Raw genomic sequence first — 17433 nt, 5'->3', positions numbered from 1 at the left:
ATCCGGCAATAAAAAAGCCGGGTGGCGGCTTCGCCTTACCCGGCCTACATTTCTGCACGTTCTCTTTTTTACAACTTCGCAAACACCCGGCGCGCGGCGTCGATGGTGTTATTGATATCGTCTTCACTGTGCGCCACGGACATAAAGCCCGCTTCGAACGCGGACGGCGCCAGATAAATTCCTTCATCCAGCATCATGTGGAAGAAGCGCTTGAAGCGTTCGACGTCGCATGCCATCACATCCTGATAGCAGGTTACCGTTTCTGCATCGGTGAAGAAAATCCCGAACATCCCGCCCACATGGTTAACCACCAGCGGAATATTCGCTTCTTCGGCAGCTTCCAACAGACCTTCCGCCAGACGCGTCGTCAGTTCGTTCAGCGTTTCATGAATACCCGGTTGGGCCACTTCGGTCAGACAGGCATAACCTGCCGCCATCGCGATCGGGTTACCGGAAAGCGTCCCCGCCTGGTAAACCGGACCGGTCGGCGCCAGTGCGTCCATCACATCACGACGGCCACCGAATGCGCCAACGGGCATTCCGCCACCGATAATTTTACCGAGGCAGGTCAGATCCGGAACAACGCCGTAATAATCCTGTGCTCCGGCCAGCGCTACGCGGAAACCGGTCATCACTTCATCGATGATCAACAGTGCGCCAAACTCATCGCACAGCGCACGCAGGCCCGGCAGGAATTCCGGCAGCGGTGGGATGCAGTTCATGTTGCCGGCAACCGGCTCAACGATGATGCACGCAATCTCCTGCGGATACTGTTCAAATGCCGCACGTACTGAAGCGAGATCGTTGTAGGTGCAGGTCAGAGTGTGTTTCGCGAAATCTGCCGGAACACCTGGGGAGTTCGGCTGGCCCAGCGTTAATGCGCCTGAACCAGCCTTAACCAGCAGGCAGTCGGCATGGCCGTGGTAGCAGCCTTCAAATTTGATGATTTTATCGCGACCGGTGAAACCGCGCGCCAGACGGATTGCGCTCATTGTCGCTTCCGTACCGGAGTTCACCATGCGCACCATGTCCATGGTCGGCACTAATTCGGTGACCAGCGCCGCCATTTTCACTTCCATCTCGGTCGGTGCACCGAAGCTTAAACCGCGCTCCGCAGCTTCAATCACCGCATTACGGATTGCCGGGTGGTTGTGACCCAGTACCATCGGTCCCCAGGAACCGACGTAATCGACATAGGCTTTACCATCGACATCGTACAGATACGCGCCGTCCGCTTTTTCGATAAACAGCGGAGTACCACCCACGCCAGTAAAGGCGCGAACGGGGGAGTTAACGCCGCCTGGGATAAGTTCGCGTGCTGCGCTGTAGAGATTTTCAGACTTACTCATGGATGGGGTCCTGGTTCGTAGAAAAAGTAAATGCCCGCTATTCTAGTTATTCAGAGAAGGTTATGAAAGTTTTACGCATTTGAAACAATGCGATTTGCAGGGGATTTTCGCGAAATGTGCGAGTAGAATGCCGATTCCGTATTTGTATTACCAATTAATGATCATCTGATGAAGACAGACACTCCCTCTTTTGAAGCACAGCAAATTGTGCGTTTACGCCGCAGGGATCAAATTCGTCGTCTCCTGGAACGAGACAAAACGCCGTTGGCGATCCTGTTGATGGCTGCAGTAGTGGGTACTGTGACAGGGCTTGTTGGCGTGGCATTTGAGAAAGCGGTGACTTGGGTGCAGAATCAGCGCATTGGCACGCTGGCTCAGGTTGCGGACCATGACATTCTGCTGTGGCCGCTGGCGTTTATTCTCTCGGCGTTGCTGGCGATGGTCGGCTATTTCCTGGTGCGTAAATTTGCGCCGGAAGCCGGTGGTTCGGGGATCCCAGAGATTGAAGGTGCGCTGGAAGAGCTGCGACCTGTGCGTTGGTGGCGTGTCCTGCCGGTGAAATTTATCGGCGGCATGGGCACGCTGGGTGCTGGCATGGTGCTCGGGCGAGAAGGGCCGACCGTGCAGATTGGCGGCAACATTGGACGCATGGTGCTAGATATTTTCCGTATGCGCAGCGCCGAAGCGCGGCATACCCTGCTGGCTACCGGTGCCGCAGCGGGCTTGTCGGCGGCGTTTAACGCTCCGCTGGCGGGGATCCTGTTCATTATTGAAGAGATGCGTCCACAGTTTCGCTATAACCTCGTGTCGATCAAAGCCGTGTTTACCGGCGTTATTATGTCGAGCATTGTGTTTCGTGTTTTCAACGGTGAAGCCCCGATAATTGAAGTCGGGAAACTGTCTAATGCGCCGGTGAATACGCTGTGGCTGTATCTCGTGCTCGGGCTTATTTTTGGCTGTGTCGGGCCATTGTTCAACACCATGGTGTTGCGCACCCAGGATATGTTCCAGCGCTTTCACGGCGGTGAAATTAAAAAATGGGTGCTGATGGGCGGCGCGATCGGCGGTCTGTGCGGGATCCTGGGATTAATTCAACCTGAAGCGGCAGGCGGTGGCTTTAACCTGATCCCGATTGCCGCAGCAGGCAATTTTAGCGTCGGTCTACTGCTGTTTATATTTATCACCCGGGTCGTCACCACGCTGCTGTGCTTCTCATCCGGTGCGCCCGGTGGGATCTTTGCCCCGATGCTGGCGTTGGGGACGTTGCTTGGTACGGCGTTCGGTATGGCTGCGGCAGCCTCTTTTCCGCAGTATCACCTGGAGGCCGGAACCTTTGCCATTGCCGGAATGGGGGCTTTGTTGGCTGCTTCGGTGCGTGCGCCGCTAACAGGTATTGTACTGGTGCTGGAGATGACCGATAACTATCAGCTCATTTTGCCAATGATTATTACCTGTCTTGGCGCAACACTATTAGCCCAATTTATGGGCGGAAAGCCGCTATACTCGACTATCCTCGCTCGTACGCTGGCAAAACAGGAAGCGGAGCAGGCGGCAAAAAGCCAGGGTACTGCCGCTGGCGAGAATACTTGAACGAAATACCAGGGTATTAGATAATGGCCCAAAATATTGGGTTGAAATTTACCCAATTGCCGATGTCGTTTGGAGCAAAATATGAGTGATGACGTAGCGCTGCCACTGCAATTTACTGAAGCAGCAGCCAATAAAGTTAAAAGCCTGATCGCTGACGAAGATAACCCGAATCTGAAATTACGCGTGTATATCACTGGCGGTGGTTGCAGCGGTTTCCAGTACGGTTTCACCTTTGATGATCAGATCAATGAAGGTGATATGACCATCGAGAAACAAGGTGTTGGTCTGGTCGTTGATCCGATGAGTCTGCAATATCTGGTGGGCGGCGCGGTTGACTATACCGAAGGTCTGGAAGGTTCCCGCTTCGTTGTGACTAACCCGAATGCGAAAAGCACCTGCGGGTGTGGTTCTTCTTTCAGCATCTGATTGCTGTCTGTAATACTGATGGTCTGATGTTGTAGGCCCGGTAAGCGTAGCGCCACCGGGCAATGTGCCGGATAGCGGCGTAAACGCCTTATCCGGCCTACATGTTCTGTATCGTCATATCAACGCCCGTTATCATCCAGCGCAAACGTCGGCAATTTCAGATGCCAGCGAATGGCGGCAAGCCGAATCAGCAGCGTGACAATCATCCCCATCATACTGGCGTTTTCCAGTGAAACATCAAAGGTATAAAACGCTGTCGCATGCACGATCCCGCCGATAATACAGGCTGTGGCGTAGATCTCGGTGCGCAAAATCATCGGGACTTCACGAGCTAACACATCACGAATGATCCCACCACCAACGCCGGTAATCACCCCCATACAAATCGCCACCAGAGGCCCTGTTCCTGCGAGAAATGCCTTGTTGACCCCAATACCCACGAACACAGCCAGACCAACGGCATCCAGCACCGGAAGGATCCATTTCGGTATGCGTCTTGGTTGACGTACCAACAGGATCGTCAGCATGCTGGTGATCATCGCCACCACCAGATCGGTCGGATCCTTAACCCAAAAAACCGGTCCATTATCCAGCGCCATATCGCGGATCGTTCCACCACCAACGGCGGTAACCACGCCGAGTACCAGGACGCCAAACGGATCCATACGTAATTTTCCGGCCAGTAATACGCCAGAGATTGCAAATACCGCGGTGCCGACAATATCAAGCCAATAGACGAGCATTTTTAAATCCTCACAACAGACCTGGTGGGGGCAGGCGCTAATTTATCTGTGAAAGCGCATTACAGAGTTGTTTTGCGGCGAGGATAATACGCGGGCTCGCGCGTTCGAACCAGTCACTATTAAGTGTAATAATGGGTATTTTTAGCTGGTTTCCCCAGTATTGCTCAATTTTCAGAGTTTCGCCCGGACCGCCTGTGGCAACAATAGCCTGGGGGGCTCGTGCCAGGACCTGCTCACGGCTAACCTGCGGCCAGGGAACCCGACTACCGGCAAAGATGTTTTCTCCGCCGCAGACCTCAAGAACTTCGTGCTGAATAGAACCTTTTCCACTGGTAAACAGAGGATTGGCACCAAACTGGAGAAACACGCGTTTTTTCGGTTTGTTGGCATACTGAGATTTAAGTAAAGCATAGTCATCAAGCATGGTTTGCGCCGCCTGTTTAGCTTGTTCAGGCCTGGGGCTCCATGCTGCTAATTGGCGTAGCGCATCGGCAACCTGCTCAATGGTAACGGCATCCACCCAGATGACCTTAATACCCAGAGAGGTCAGTTGATTCACCTGCCGCTCAGCATTTCCCCCGCGCCAGGCGACGACCAAATCAGGTTTCAGCGCCACAATACGTTCAAGATTCATCCCTTGCCAGGTTGAGACTTCCTCAATATTTTTGGCTTCTGGCGGGTAGTTAGAATAGCTGCTGACGCCAACGGGGGTAATGCCAGCGGCAAAAGCGAGTTCAGTATTGGCAGGAGAAAGCGTCACAACACGCGGCGCGGCGTAAAGGAACGCCGGGAGAGTGAAAAGCAGGGCGACCAGCGCCCTGGAGAGTAATTTAGCCATGCGCCAGTTTCTGTACCAGCGTTTCAACCATCAGGCTTGACTGCTTCGCGGCAACCACCAGGAATTCGTCAAAGCTGAGATGGGACTGCTGATCGGCAACGTCAGAGATGGCGCGAACCACGACGAACGGTACGTTAAAGTTATGGCAAACGTGCGCAATAGCGGTGGCTTCCATCTCAACGGCAATCGCCTGTGGGAAGTTGTGCTTAATTTTAGCCAGCCCTACGGATCCATTAATGAAGGCATCGCCGCTGACGATAAGCCCACGAACGGCATGCAGATTCAGTTCGGCGATGCAGGATTCTGCTGCGGCAACCAGCGCAGGATCGGCTTTAAAACCCGCCGGGCAGCCCGGTAGCTGACCAAATTCATAGCCAAAGGCAGTGACGTCGGCGTCGTGATAGCGCGCTTCGTCAGAAACTACGATATCCCCGACTTTCAGCGTAGAGGCCAGGCCACCCGCAGAACCGGTATTAATGATGGCGTCCGGCTTGCAGCGTTCAAGCAGCAGCGTAGCGCCCAGTGCCGCAGCCACTTTACCGATACCCGATTTCAGCAGCGCAACCTCTGTACCGTTCAGTTGGCCGGTGTAAATTTCACAACCGCCGAGCGCGATGGTCTGACGGTTTTCGATTTTGTCACGCAGCAGCGTAACTTCTTCTTCCATTGCACCAATGATGCCGATTTTCATAGATTTACTCGCGATAAGCCAGATTTGAGGGCATAGTCTATCATGCGCTTAAGGGGTAGCGCATTTCTCAGGCGGGAGAGGACATGGCACAGATCGATTTCCGAAAAAAAATAAACTGGCATCGTCGTTACCGTTCGCCGCAGGGCGTGAAGACTGAGCATGAGATCCTGCGTATTTTCGAAAGCGATCGCGGACGTATTATCAATTCACCGGCCATTCGCCGACTGCAACAAAAAACGCAGGTCTTTCCGCTGGAGCGTAATGCGGCAGTACGCACGCGCTTGACGCACTCGATGGAAGTTCAGCAGGTTGGGCGCTATATCGCGAAAGAGATCCTCAGCCGACTGAAAGAACTAAAGCTGCTTGAGCTGTATGGCCTGGATGAACTGACAGGGCCATTTGAGAGTATTGTCGAAATGTCCTGCCTGATGCATGACATTGGTAATCCGCCGTTTGGCCATTTTGGGGAGGCGGCAATTAATGACTGGTTTCGCCAGCGACTGTATCCCGCAGACGCAGAAAGTCAGCCCCTAAGTGATGACCGTTGCCAGGTGACGGCATTACGATTGCGTGAAGGCGAAGAGTCGCTGAATGATATTCGCCGCAAGGTGCGCCAGGACCTGTGCCATTTTGAAGGCAATGCGCAGGGTATTCGCCTTGTGCATACGTTGATGCGTATGAACCTTACCTGGGCGCAGGTTGGCGGTATTTTAAAATATACCCGTCCGGCGTGGTGGCGCGGCAGTGCACCCGAGACACACAACTATTTAATGAAGAAGCCGGGTTATTACCTTTCTGAAGAACCGTATATTGAGCGGTTGCGTAAAGAATTATCATTAGCGCCTTACAGTCGCTTTCCATTAACCTGGATTATGGAAGCTGCCGATGATATCTCTTATTGCGTGGCGGATCTGGAAGATGCCGTTGAGAAAAGAATCTTTAGCGTCGAGCAACTTTATCACCACCTGCATGAGGCGTGGGGGCAGCATGAAAAAGGTTCCCTGTTTAGCCAGGTTGTTGAAAACGCCTGGGAGAAGTCACGTTCAAATACATTAAGCCGGAGTACCGAAGATCAGTTCTTTATGTATTTACGCGTCAATACGCTGAATAAACTGGTGCCATATGCGGCCCAGCGGTTTATTGATAATTTGCCGCAGATTTATGAAGGCAGCTTTAATCATGCGCTGCTAGAAGATGCCAGTAGCTTCAGCCAGCTACTGGGTGTTTATAAAAATGTGGCGGTAAAACATGTGTTTAGCCATCCGGATGTTGAACAACTGGAACTACAGGGCTATCGGGTGATCAGCGGGTTGCTGGAGATCTATCAGCCGTTATTAAAAATGTCTCAGTCAGATTTTTCTGAACTGGTCGACAATGAAAGAGTAAAACGTTTTCCTATCGAGTCCCGTTTATTTCAGAAGTTGTCTACCCGCCATCGTCTTGCGTATGTTGAGGCGGTTAGTAAAATATCGACGGGGTGCGCCGAGTATTCGGTTCTGGAATATTATTATCGCTGCCGGCTGATTCAGGATTATATCAGCGGAATGACAGATTTGTATGCCTGGGATGAATATCGTCGCTTGATGGCCGTAGAACAATAAATACTCATTTGTAAAGACGGACAATAAAATTTTACTTTTTCCTTAAACTTAATTCTGGAACTTAGCGCTATAAAACGACTCTGACGTATACAGCAATTTTGCGTTACCTGTTAATCGAGAACGAAACACATGAAAAAAACCACATTAGCAATGAGTGCACTGGCTCTGAGTTTAGGTTTGGCGTTGTCCCCCCTGTCTGCTACAGCGGCTGAGACGTCGTCTTCAGCAATGACCGCCCAACAGATGCCAAGCCTGGCCCCGATGCTCGAAAAAGTGATGCCATCGGTGGTAAGTATTAACGTCGAGGGGAGCACGACGGTAAATACGCCGCGCATGCCGCGTAATTTCCAGCAGTTCTTCGGTGATAATTCACCGTTCTGCCAGGACGGTTCTCCGTTCCAGAGTTCTCCGTTCTGCCAGGGCGGCGCACCGGGCGCTGACAATGGCGGCGGCCAGCAGCAGAAATTTATGGCACTCGGTTCCGGCGTAATTATTGATGCCGCGAAAGGGTATGTCGTGACCAATAACCACGTGGTAGATAACGCCACGGTGATTAAAGTTCAGTTGAGCGATGGTCGTAAATTTGACGCGAAGATCGTGGGTAAAGATCCGCGCTCCGATATCGCGCTGATCCAAATTCAGGATCCGAAAAACCTGACGGCGATTAAGCTGGCAGATTCCGATGCGCTGCGCGTGGGTGATTACACCGTGGCAATTGGTAACCCGTTTGGCCTCGGTGAAACGGTGACTTCCGGTATCGTTTCTGCACTGGGCCGTAGCGGCCTGAATGCGGAAAACTACGAGAACTTCATCCAGACGGATGCTGCGATCAACCGGGGTAACTCCGGTGGTGCGCTGGTCAACCTGAACGGTGAGCTGATCGGTATTAACACCGCGATCCTCGCGCCGGACGGCGGTAACATCGGTATCGGTTTTGCGATCCCAAGCAACATGGTGAAAAACCTGACCTCGCAGATGGTTGAGTTTGGCCAGGTTAAACGCGGTGAGCTGGGCATTATGGGTACCGAGCTGAGCTCTGAGCTGGCGAAAGCGATGAAAGTTGACGCTCAGCGTGGCGCATTCGTCAGCCAGGTGATGCCGAACTCTTCCGCAGCGAAAGCGGGGATTAAAGCCGGGGATGTGATTACCTCCCTGAACGGCAAACCTATCAGCAGCTTTGCCGCCCTGCGTGCGCAGGTCGGTACGATGCCGGTTGGCAGCAAAATCACCCTGGGTCTGCTGCGTGACGGTAAGCCGGTCACCGTGAACCTGGAATTGCAGCAGAGCAGCCAGACTCAGGTTGACTCCAGCTCTATCTTTAAAGGCATCGAAGGTGCCGATATGAGCAACAAAGGCCAGGACAAAGGTGTCGTGGTAAGCGACGTGAAACCGAATTCTCCGGCTGCACAGATTGGCCTGAAGAAAGGGGATGTGATTATCGGCGCGAACCAGCAGCCGGTGAAAAACATCGCTGAACTGCGCAAAATCCTCGACAGCAAACCGGCTGTACTGGCGCTGAACATTCAGCGCGGTGACAGCTCCATCTATCTGTTGATGCAGTAATCTCCCTCAACCCCTTCCTGCACAGGAAGGGGTTTCTTTTTGTGATACTTCCCACAACTCCATACTTCTCCCTTTCGCTTTGTGCATTTGCACAATGTCGCCGCTTATTATCTTCCCTATGCTTGAGCTCTGCTCACAGGAGGGGTTTATGGCTGGTTGGCATCTTGATACCAAAATGGCGCAGGATATCGTGGCGCGTACCATGCGCATCATTGATACCAATATCAACGTAATGGATGCCCGTGGGCGGATAATCGGCAGCGGCGATCGCGAACGTATTGGTGAATTGCACGAAGGCGCGCTGCTGGTGCTTTCGCAGGGTCGGGTGGTCGATATCGACGATGCGGTGGCACGTCACTTGCACGGTGTACGACAGGGGATAAACCTGCCTCTACGTCTGGAAGGCGAAATCGTTGGCGTTATCGGCCTTACCGGCGAGCCGGAGCATCTGCGCAAATACGGCGAGTTAGTGTGTATGACCGCCGAAATGATGCTGGAACAGTCGCGCTTGATGCATCTGTTAGCGCAGGATAGCCGTCTGCGTGAAGAGCTGGTGATGAACCTGATTCAGGCGGAAGAGAATACGCCAGCGCTGATGGAATGGGCCCAGCGTTTAGGCATTGATTTGAACCAGCCACGCGTGGTGGCGGTGTTGGAGGTCGATAGTGGCCAGCTTGGCGTTGACAGTGCGATGGCGGAGTTACAGCAATTGCAGAATGCGTTGACCACGCCCGAACGTAATAATCTGATTGCGATTGTCTCTCTGACCGAGATGGTGGTGCTGAAACCGGCGCTCAATCAGTTTGGCCGCTGGGACGCTGAAGATCATCGTAAGCGCGTTGAGCAGCTTATTGCCCGTATGAAAGAGAACGGACAGCTGCGTTTTCGCGTATCGCTGGGCAACTATTTTACCGGGCCCGGTAGCATTGCCCGTTCGTATCGTACGGCGCGCACTACCATGATGGTCGGTAAACAGCGGATGCCGGAAAGCCGTAGCTATTTCTATCAGGATTTGATGCTGCCAGTACTGCTGGACAGCCTGCGCGGCGGCTGGCAGGCCAATGAGCTGGCGCGTCCGTTGGTGAGGCTGAAAGCGATGGATAACAATGGGTTGCTGCGTCGGACATTGGCGGCATGGTTTCGTCATAACGTCCAGCCGCTGGCCACCTCAAAGGCACTGTTTATTCACCGCAATACGCTGGAATATCGCCTGAATCGTATTTCAGAACTGACCGGGCTGGATCTGGGGAATTTTGACGACCGACTGCTGCTGTATGTGGCGTTACAATTGGATGAACAGCATTGATTAATTGCCTGATGGCACTACGCTTATCAGGCAAAATGCCGGGTGGCGGCTTCGCCTTACCCGGCCTACGAATACATTCACGTGCGGTTATTTACGCGTCAGTTTTTCCAGATCGGCTTCAATTTCGCTGATCTTGTTGGTCACGACGCTTTCGAGATGGCGTAAATCATCAAGGATCTTGCGTTTAAGATCGACTTCGCTGCGATCGCGCTGGCAGATCTGATCCAGTTCATCGATCACATAGCGCAGGTTGGGACTGATCTCCTGCACTTCTTTGTAACCCTGGCCGATGCCATCAGCTACCACCGTTTTGCGCTGACGGGGATATTTGAACTTCACGCTCTTGGCAAAAAACTCGCCTTTATCCTTTTGGAAATAGATTTTCAGGATATCGTTGTTGGCTTCTTGCCGCAGGCTGTAACGATCGATTTCTTCAGGATTAGTAATGCCCAGACTTTTCAGATTGTCATACATAGCGGTACCCTTAAGCTCACTATAACCATTGAATAATTAACGAAAAGCCTTGTTTATGCCACTCGCAGATGTAAAAAAAGCGGGCTAAGCCCGCTTTTTCAAATCGCTGTTAGTCGATAGTGCGCAACAGTTCGTTGATTCCCACTTTGCCACGCGTTTTGGCATCGACTTTCTTCACAATCACCGCGCAGTACAGGCTGTATTTACCATCTTTCGACGGCAGGTTGCCGGAGACGACCACGGAGCCTGCCGGAACGCGACCGTAATGCACTTCGCCAGTTTCGCGATCGTAAATACGGGTGCTCTGACCGATGTACACGCCCATGGAGATAACAGAACCTTCTTCGACGATCACGCCTTCAACCACTTCAGAGCGTGCGCCGATGAAGCAGTTGTCTTCGATGATGGTTGGGTTAGCCTGCAACGGCTCCAGTACGCCGCCGATGCCAACGCCGCCGGACAGGTGTACGTTTTTACCGATTTGCGCACAGGAACCGACTGTCGCCCAGGTATCAACCATCGTACCTTCATCAACATAAGCGCCGATGTTTACGTAAGATGGCATCAGCACGGTGTTACGGGCGATAAACGCACCCTGACGCACGGCCGCAGGCGGAACCACGCGGAAACCTTCCTTCTGGAAGCGCGCTTCGTCGTAGTTGGCGAATTTCATCGGTACTTTATCGAAGTAACGGCTTTCCGCACCTTCGATGACCTGATTATCGTTAATACGGAAAGAGAGCAGGACCGCCTTTTTCAGCCACTGATGTGTGACCCACTGACCCTCAATCTTCTCTGCGACGCGCAGTGCACCGGAATCCAGTAAAGAAATAACCTGATTCACCGCTTCGCGGGTTACGGTATCTACATTTGCCGGAGTAATGTCGGCACGGCGCTCGAAAGCGGACTCAATAACGTTCTGTAACTGCTGCATTGTTAAACTCTTTCCATAATAAATAAAAACATCACCCTTTATCGTTTGGATTGAGGGCCTCTGTCAACCGTTGATGCACTTCCTGCTGCAGCTCATTATTAAGGGCGCGCCGGTCGGCGGTGGCGATTATGAATAAATCTTCTACTCGCTCGCCAATGGTTGTAATTCGGGCGCCATGCAGCGAAATTCCCAGATCGGCAAAAATCTGCCCGACCCGTGCCAGCAGGCCGGGCTGGTCGAGAGCGATAAGCTCCAGGAATGATTTTCGGTCGGTATGGGTCGGCAAAAAGGTAACTTCAGTATCGACGGTAAAGTGGCGTAATTTTGCCGGTTGGCGACGCGGTTGCGGTGGCTGCCAACTGCGCTGCGTGATGGCCTGTTCCAGTCCAAAACGGATCGCTTCATGTCGGTCTGAAGACAGCGGGCTGCCGTCCGGTTCCAGTACGATGAACGTATCCATCGCCATCCCATCGCGGGTAGTGAAAATCTGCGCATCGTGGACGCTAAGATTACGCCTGTCCAGTTCAGCGCAGACGGCGGCAAACAGGTAAGGGCGGTCAGGGCTCCAGATGAAAATTTCTGTCCCGCCGCGCGTGGCCTGTGGGCTGAGCAGGATCAGCGGCTTGCTGAGATCGTGTTGCAACAGATGGCGCGCATGCCAGGCCAGCTGATTTGGGCTGTGACGCACGAAGTAGTTGGCGCGACAGCGTGACCAGATGTGGTGCAACGCTTCTTCATCAATGTTGTCCATTCGCAGTAGCGCCAGCGCCTGAAGTTGATGATGGCGTACACGCTCACGCATATCCGGCGTATTTTGCATGCCACGACGGAGTTGTTTTTCCGTCGCGAAGTACAGCTCGCGCAGCAGGCTTTGCTTCCAGCTATTCCACAGCGTTTCGTTGGTGGCGCAAATATCCGCGACGGTCAGACACACCAAAAAGCGCAGACGGTGTTCCGTTTGTACCTCTTCGGCGAATTGCTTGATCACTTCGGGATCCTGAATATCGCGGCGCTGAGCGGTCACCGACATCAGCAAATGCTGGCGCACCAGCCACACGATCAGCTGCGTTTCGCGGGAATTCAGGCCGTGCAGTTCGGCGAACTTGAGCACATCCTGAGCGCCGAGTACCGAGTGATCGCCGCCGCGACCTTTGGCGATATCGTGGAACAGCGCGGCAATCAGAATCAACTCCGGCTGTCGCAGACGCGGCCATAGATCCACACACAGCGGATGGCGCTGACGGGTCTCTTCGTTAGCAAAACTTTCCAGCTTGAGCATTACGCGGATGGTGTGTTCATCCACCGTATAGGCATGAAACAGGTCAAACTGCATTTGGCCGACAATATGCGACCATTGCGGCATATAGGCCCACAACACGCTGTGGCGATGCATCGGCAGCAGACCGCGGCTCACCGCGCCCGGATGGCGTAACATACTGAGAAACAGCGATCGCGCTTCCGGGATGTAGCACAGCGGCTGCGTTAAATGACGGCGGGCATGACGCAGATGGCGCAGCGTGGTGGAGTAAATTCCGCTGATCGCGCTGTTACGCACCATGATGTAAAACATCCGCAGTATCGCTTCGGGTTTGCGGATAAACAGGTCGTCGTTGCGCAGATCGATCAACGTGCCGCGCAGTTGAAAGTCGTCATCAATCGGGCGCGGTTTTTCGTCGGCGGGCATGGCGAGGATCGCCTCGTCGAACAGTTGCAACAGCATGTGATTCAGTTCGCTGACCCGTCGGGTGACGCGGAAATAGTCTTTCATCATCCGCTCGATAGGCTCGTTGCCTTCGCCGCCGTAGTTTAGCCTTTGCGCCACGCTGAGCTGGCGGTCAAACAGCAGGCGGTTGTCGTAACGACTAACGACCAGATGCAGGGCGAAGCGAATCCGCCACAGGATATGCAAACATTCATTTAGCTCGGCGCGTTCAGCCAGCGTCAAAAAGCCGAAGCCGACCATTTCGTCCAGTGAGGTGGCGCCAAAATGGCGACGCGCCACCCATTGCAGGGTATGGATATCGCGCAGGCCGCCGGGACTGCTTTTGATGTCCGGCTCCAGGTTGTAGCTGGTGCCGTGATAGCGCTGGTGGCGCTGATTCTGCTCTTCCACTTTAGCGGCGTAAAACTTGTCGGAAGGCCAGAAACCTTCGCTAAAAATATGCTTTTGCAGCTCCAGAAACAGCGCCACATCGCCGATCAGCAAGCGTGTTTCAATTAGGTTGGTGGCGACGGTTAAATCTGACAATCCTTCCAGCAGACACTCTTCCAGCGTACGCACGCTATGCCCAACCTCCAGCCTCACGTCCCATAGCAGCGTTAACAGCTCACCGACTTTCTCGGCCTGCGCATCAGGCAGCTTTTTACGACTCAGGATCAGCAGGTCAATATCGGAAAGCGGGTGCAATTCGCCTCGTCCGTAGCCACCAACGGCAACCAGCGCCAGATCGGCTATTTGCCCGAACCCAGCTTCTATCCACAAACGCTGTAGCAGTTGGTCAATAAATTCGGTGCGGGCCTCAATGAGCTGTTCTGCGGAAATTCCACTGTCAAACGCTTCGCCTAACCAGTTCTGGAAGGTGTCGATATGCGCTTTAATGCCGGAGCAGTTAAGATCTTGCTGTGGCCATGTCCCTGGGTTTTGCGGTTGGCCAGGCAGGGTGGGGAGGGCAGTATTTGCGTGCTGTTCAGGAAGAGTATTCATTATGCGCCACCCATTAAAAAGCCGGATGATGGCGTGAACGCCTTATCCGGCCTACTAAGTAGTACAATTTGTAGGCCTGATAAGATGCGAATGCATCGCCATCAGGCAAAACATTATTCGCCGTGTGTGATGATCGCCGGGATGGTGTCATCCTTGCGTAACGTCAGAATTTCACAGCCGTTTTCCGTCACTACAATAGTATGCTCGTACTGTGCAGACAAGCTCCGGTCTTTGGTTTTCACCGTCCAGCCGTCTTTCATGGTGCGGATGCGGTAATCACCGGCATTCAGCATCGGTTCTATGGTGAACGTCATGCCCGGCTGCAGTACCACACCACCGTCGTCTGCATCGTAGTGCAGAACCTGTGGCTCTTCATGGAAGCCGCGACCGATACCGTGACCGCAGTATTCACGAACAACAGAGAAACCTTCGCCTTCCGCGTATTTCTGAATTGCAGCGCCCAGCGTGCGCAGGCGAATGCCCGGTTTTACCATCCGCAGCGCCAGGTACAGGCTTTCCTGCGTGACGCGGCACAGACGCTCGCCCAGAATAGTAGGTTTGCCGACGATAAACATCTTGGAGGTATCGCCGTGGTACTCGTCTTTAATCACGGTGACGTCGATGTTGACGATGTCGCCGTCTTTCAGAAGTTTGGCGTCGTCCGGGATCCCGTGGCACACGACTTCATTAATAGAGATACATACGGATTTCGGATAGCCGTGATAGCCCAGGCAGGCGGAAATAGCCTGCTGCTCATTCACGATGTAGTCATTACAGAGGCGATCCAGCTCGCCGGTGCTGACGCCCGGTTTAACAAACGGCGCGATCATTTCCAGTACATCAGCGGCCAGGCGGCCAGCGACGCGCATTTTTTCGATTTCTTCAGGGGTCTTGATTGAGATAGCCATAAATTCTGTCCATCAGTGCCGATGATATCGGCAATAATTGTTTAAGTGCTGCCAATGGTATCAGTCTGGGGTGTACCCTGCCAAATTGAGAATCATTCTGAACTTCGCCTTTCGTGCCACAGATGCGTTGGCTACATTTTTTCACCCCAGTCACTTACTGGTTGTAAGCTCCCGGGGATTCAAAAATTTGCCGCCTTCCTGTAACACGAAATTCATCGTTCATTCAGCACAGACCGCCAACAATTATTGGTGTCGGTGGCGTATTTGTGGTATAAAGCGCGCCGGACTTCCGATCCATTCGAAGACTACACACGATGGACGGGAGCGACAAATCTCACTTTGTGTAACAACACACACGTATCGGCACATATTCCGGGGTGCCCTTTGGGGTCGGTAATATGGGATGCGTGGAGGCTTAACCCCAACTTTTATATATAGAGGTTTTAATCATGGCAACTGTTTCCATGCGCGACATGCTCAAGGCTGGTGTTCACTTCGGTCACCAGACCCGTTACTGGAACCCGAAAATGAAGCCGTTCATCTTCGGTGCGCGTAACAAAGTTCACATCATCAACCTTGAGAAAACTGTACCGATGTTCAACGAAGCTCTGGCTGAACTGAACAAGATCTCTGCTCGTAAAGGTAAAATCCTTTTCGTTGGTACTAAACGCGCTGCAAGCGAAGCGGTGAAAGAAGCTGCTAACAGCTGCGACCAGTTCTTCGTGAACCATCGCTGGCTGGGCGGTATGCTGACTAACTGGAAAACCGTTCGTCAGTCCATCAAACGTCTGAAAGATCTGGAAACTCAGTCTCAGGACGGTACTTTCGAAAAGCTGACCAAGAAAGAAGCGCTGATGCGTACTCGTGAGCTTGAGAAACTGGAAAACAGCCTGGGCGGTATCAAAGACATGGGCGGTCTGCCGGACGCTCTGTTCGTAATCGATGCTGACCACGAGCACATTGCTATCAAAGAAGCAAACAACCTGGGTATCCCAGTATTTGCTATCGTTGATACCAACTCTGATCCGGACGGTGTTGACTTCGTTATCCCGGGTAACGACGACGCAATCCGTGCTGTGACCCTGTACCTGGGCGCTGTAGCTACTACCGTTCGTGAAGGCCGTTCTCAGGATCTGGCTTCCCAGGCGGAAGAAAGCTTCGTAGAAGCTGAATAATAAGGCACGCTCGTTAGAGCCCTTATAGACCAGGTAGTATCACGTTTGGTTAGGGGGCCTGTATATGGCCCCCTTTTTCACTTTTAAATCTGTGCGGTTTCATGCCGGGCAGATCAAATCTTCCGAGGATTTTAGAATGGCTGAAATTACCGCATCCCTGGTAAAAGAGCTGCGTGAGCGTACTGGCGCAGGCATGATGGATTGCAAAAAAGCACTGACTGAAGCTAATGGCGACATCGAGCTGGCAATCGAAAACATGCGTAAGTCCGGTGCAATCAAAGCGGCGAAAAAAGCAGGCAACGTTGCTGCTGACGGCGTAATCAAAACCAAAATCGACGGCAACATCGCTTTCATTCTGGAAGTTAACTGCCAGACTGACTTCGTTGCTAAAGATGCTGGTTTCCAGGCATTTGCTGACAAAGTACTGGACGCTGCCGTTGCTGGCAAAATCACTGACGTTGAAGTTCTGAAAGCACAGTTCGAAGAAGAACGTGTTGCTCTGGTTGCTAAAATCGGTGAGAACATCAACATCCGTCGCGTTGCTTCCCTGGAAGGCGAAGTTCTGGGTAACTACCAGCACGGTGCTCGTATCGGTGTTCTGGTTGCTGCAACTGGCGCTGACGAAGAACTGGTTAAACAGCTGGCAATGCACGTTGCTGCAAGCAAACCAGAATTCGTTAAGCCGGAAGACGTTTCCGCTGAAGTGGTAGAAAAAGAATACCAGGTTCAGCTGGACATCGCTATGCAGTCTGGCAAGCCGAAAGAAATCGCAGAGAAAATGGTTGAAGGCCGCATGAAGAAATTCACCGGCGAAGTTTCTCTGACCGGTCAGCCTTTCGTCATGGAACCGAGCAAATCTGTTGGTCAGCTGCTGAAAGAGCATAACGCTGACGTAACTGGTTTCATCCGCTTTGAAGTGGGTGAAGGCATCGAGAAAGTTGAGACTGACTTTGCAGCAGAAGTTGCTGCGATGTCCAAGCAGTCTTAATTTTTAAAGGAGCCGCCTGAGGGCGGCTTCTTTTTGTGTCTGGCTTGTAAATTCAGCGAACCGCTATAGTGGTCATGCTGAAAAGCGACATACAATGTCGCCGGAATTAACTCATCTCATTCGTTGACAGTCTCAGGAAAGAA

At 52.7% G+C, this 17433-nt stretch carries 16 protein-coding genes; 8 read left to right on the top strand and 8 right to left on the bottom strand.

The features are described from left to right. Positions 1-68: 68 nt before the first annotated feature. Positions 69-1349, bottom strand: a complete 1281-nt coding sequence (gene hemL / locus GHC22_RS18920; RefSeq protein WP_008786258.1) for a glutamate-1-semialdehyde 2,1-aminomutase — start codon at positions 1347-1349, stop codon at positions 69-71. A gap of 168 nt (positions 1350-1517) precedes the next feature. Here hemL and clcA point away from each other — a divergent pair, with 168 nt between their 5' ends. The 3 genes from clcA to erpA are packed head-to-tail and all read left to right on the top strand — an operon-like array spanning position 1518 to position 3365. Then, positions 1518-2939, top strand: coding sequence for a H(+)/Cl(-) exchange transporter ClcA (gene clcA / locus GHC22_RS18915; RefSeq protein WP_153753714.1), 1422 nt, complete (start codon positions 1518-1520; stop codon positions 2937-2939). Positions 2940-2962: 23 nt separating this feature from the next. Then, positions 2963-3028: a small protein YadW gene (gene yadW / locus GHC22_RS18910; protein ID WP_122973801.1), complete on the top strand. Its 66-nt coding sequence runs from the start codon at positions 2963-2965 to the stop codon at positions 3026-3028. After that, a complete protein-coding gene (erpA, locus tag GHC22_RS18905; protein ID WP_032942401.1) occupies positions 3021-3365 on the top strand; it encodes an iron-sulfur cluster insertion protein ErpA in 345 nt (114 codons plus the stop codon). Before yadW ends, erpA begins: the two co-directional genes overlap by 8 nt. A gap of 119 nt (positions 3366-3484) precedes the next feature. On the opposite strand, the gene GHC22_RS18900 is transcribed toward erpA, so the two are convergent. The 3 genes from GHC22_RS18900 to mtnN are packed head-to-tail and all read right to left on the bottom strand — an operon-like array spanning position 3485 to position 5637. After that, the gene (locus GHC22_RS18900) at positions 3485-4108 is read right to left on the bottom strand and encodes a TRIC cation channel family protein (RefSeq protein WP_003829199.1); all 624 of its coding nucleotides are present in this window, start codon (positions 4106-4108) and stop codon (positions 3485-3487) included. A 37-nt stretch (positions 4109-4145) separates the two neighbouring features. Further along, complete coding sequence (gene btuF / locus GHC22_RS18895) at positions 4146-4946, bottom strand: vitamin B12 ABC transporter substrate-binding protein BtuF (RefSeq protein ID WP_153753713.1); 801 nt, start codon at positions 4944-4946, stop codon at positions 4146-4148. Next, entirely contained in the window at positions 4939-5637 is a 699-nt protein-coding gene (gene mtnN, locus GHC22_RS18890) for a 5'-methylthioadenosine/S-adenosylhomocysteine nucleosidase (RefSeq protein WP_060682724.1), read from the bottom strand. The genes btuF and mtnN overlap by 8 nt, the downstream gene beginning before the upstream one ends. An 83-nt stretch (positions 5638-5720) precedes the next feature. Here mtnN and dgt point away from each other — a divergent pair, with 83 nt between their 5' ends. The 3 genes from dgt (at position 5721) to cdaR (ending at position 10107) form a co-directional block, all read left to right on the top strand. Next, the gene (gene dgt / locus GHC22_RS18885) at positions 5721-7238 is read left to right on the top strand and encodes a dGTPase (protein WP_079934973.1); all 1518 of its coding nucleotides are present in this window, start codon (positions 5721-5723) and stop codon (positions 7236-7238) included. Between the two features lie 129 nt (positions 7239-7367). Beyond that, positions 7368-8801, top strand: coding sequence for a serine endoprotease DegP (degP, locus tag GHC22_RS18880; RefSeq protein WP_003829191.1), 1434 nt, complete (start codon positions 7368-7370; stop codon positions 8799-8801). Between the two features lie 148 nt (positions 8802-8949). Beyond that, complete coding sequence (cdaR, locus tag GHC22_RS18875) at positions 8950-10107, top strand: DNA-binding transcriptional regulator CdaR (protein WP_003829189.1); 1158 nt, start codon at positions 8950-8952, stop codon at positions 10105-10107. A gap of 87 nt (positions 10108-10194) precedes the next feature. Here the strand turns inward: cdaR and GHC22_RS18870 are convergent, their stop codons facing one another. From GHC22_RS18870 to map, 4 genes are all read right to left on the bottom strand, one after another. Beyond that, on the bottom strand, positions 10195-10581 hold the full coding sequence (locus GHC22_RS18870; protein ID WP_005132126.1) for a DUF3461 family protein: 387 nt from the start codon (positions 10579-10581) through the stop codon (positions 10195-10197). A 109-nt stretch (positions 10582-10690) separates the two neighbouring features. Beyond that, positions 10691-11515 carry a 2,3,4,5-tetrahydropyridine-2,6-dicarboxylate N-succinyltransferase gene (gene dapD, locus GHC22_RS18865; protein ID WP_003829186.1) on the bottom strand — a complete coding sequence of 275 codons (825 nt, stop codon included), beginning with the start codon at positions 11513-11515 and terminating at the stop codon, positions 10691-10693. 31 nt (positions 11516-11546) lie between these two features. Next, positions 11547-14219: a bifunctional uridylyltransferase/uridylyl-removing protein GlnD gene (gene glnD, locus GHC22_RS18860; RefSeq protein ID WP_003829184.1), complete on the bottom strand. Its 2673-nt coding sequence runs from the start codon at positions 14217-14219 to the stop codon at positions 11547-11549. 113 nt (positions 14220-14332) lie between these two features. Then, positions 14333-15127 (bottom strand): type I methionyl aminopeptidase, encoded by a 795-nt coding sequence (gene map, locus GHC22_RS18855; RefSeq protein ID WP_003829182.1) that lies wholly within the window; start codon positions 15125-15127, stop codon positions 14333-14335. Positions 15128-15576: 449 nt separating this feature from the next. Between map and rpsB the strand changes: the two genes are divergently transcribed. Both rpsB and tsf read left to right on the top strand, forming a co-directional pair. Then, positions 15577-16302, top strand: a complete 726-nt coding sequence (gene rpsB / locus GHC22_RS18850; RefSeq protein ID WP_003018553.1) for a 30S ribosomal protein S2 — start codon at positions 15577-15579, stop codon at positions 16300-16302. Positions 16303-16438: 136 nt separating this feature from the next. After that, on the top strand, positions 16439-17290 hold the full coding sequence (tsf, locus tag GHC22_RS18845) for a translation elongation factor Ts (RefSeq protein WP_003018551.1): 852 nt from the start codon (positions 16439-16441) through the stop codon (positions 17288-17290). Positions 17291-17433: the final 143 nt, after the last annotated feature.

The sequence above is a fragment of the Citrobacter sp. H12-3-2 genome, assembly GCF_009649895.1.
GTDB lineage: Bacteria > Pseudomonadota > Gammaproteobacteria > Enterobacterales > Enterobacteriaceae > Citrobacter > Citrobacter portucalensis.
Note: the sequence above shows the minus strand (reverse complement) of the source record. Positions and strands in the feature narration are given on the sequence as shown.

Excerpts from the sequence above, each read along its gene's own strand:
- cdaR (WP_003829189.1), top strand. The coding sequence starts at position 8,950 with ATGGCTGGTTGGCATCTTGATACCAAAATGGCGCAGGATATCGTGGCG.
- hemL (WP_008786258.1), bottom strand. The coding sequence starts at position 1,349 with ATGAGTAAGTCTGAAAATCTCTACAGCGCAGCACGCGAACTTATCCCA.
- tsf (WP_003018551.1), top strand. The coding sequence starts at position 16,439 with ATGGCTGAAATTACCGCATCCCTGGTAAAAGAGCTGCGTGAGCGTACT.
- btuF (WP_153753713.1), bottom strand. The coding sequence starts at position 4,946 with ATGGCTAAATTACTCTCCAGGGCGCTGGTCGCCCTGCTTTTCACTCTC.
- dgt (WP_079934973.1), top strand. The coding sequence starts at position 5,721 with ATGGCACAGATCGATTTCCGAAAAAAAATAAACTGGCATCGTCGTTAC.
- glnD (WP_003829184.1), bottom strand. The coding sequence starts at position 14,219 with ATGAATACTCTTCCTGAACAGCACGCAAATACTGCCCTCCCCACCCTG.
- map (WP_003829182.1), bottom strand. The coding sequence starts at position 15,127 with ATGGCTATCTCAATCAAGACCCCTGAAGAAATCGAAAAAATGCGCGTC.
- GHC22_RS18900 (WP_003829199.1), bottom strand. The coding sequence starts at position 4,108 with ATGCTCGTCTATTGGCTTGATATTGTCGGCACCGCGGTATTTGCAATC.
- degP (WP_003829191.1), top strand. The coding sequence starts at position 7,368 with ATGAAAAAAACCACATTAGCAATGAGTGCACTGGCTCTGAGTTTAGGT.
- rpsB (WP_003018553.1), top strand. The coding sequence starts at position 15,577 with ATGGCAACTGTTTCCATGCGCGACATGCTCAAGGCTGGTGTTCACTTC.
- GHC22_RS18870 (WP_005132126.1), bottom strand. The coding sequence starts at position 10,581 with ATGTATGACAATCTGAAAAGTCTGGGCATTACTAATCCTGAAGAAATC.
- erpA (WP_032942401.1), top strand. The coding sequence starts at position 3,021 with ATGAGTGATGACGTAGCGCTGCCACTGCAATTTACTGAAGCAGCAGCC.
- mtnN (WP_060682724.1), bottom strand. The coding sequence starts at position 5,637 with ATGAAAATCGGCATCATTGGTGCAATGGAAGAAGAAGTTACGCTGCTG.
- dapD (WP_003829186.1), bottom strand. The coding sequence starts at position 11,515 with ATGCAGCAGTTACAGAACGTTATTGAGTCCGCTTTCGAGCGCCGTGCC.
- clcA (WP_153753714.1), top strand. The coding sequence starts at position 1,518 with ATGAAGACAGACACTCCCTCTTTTGAAGCACAGCAAATTGTGCGTTTA.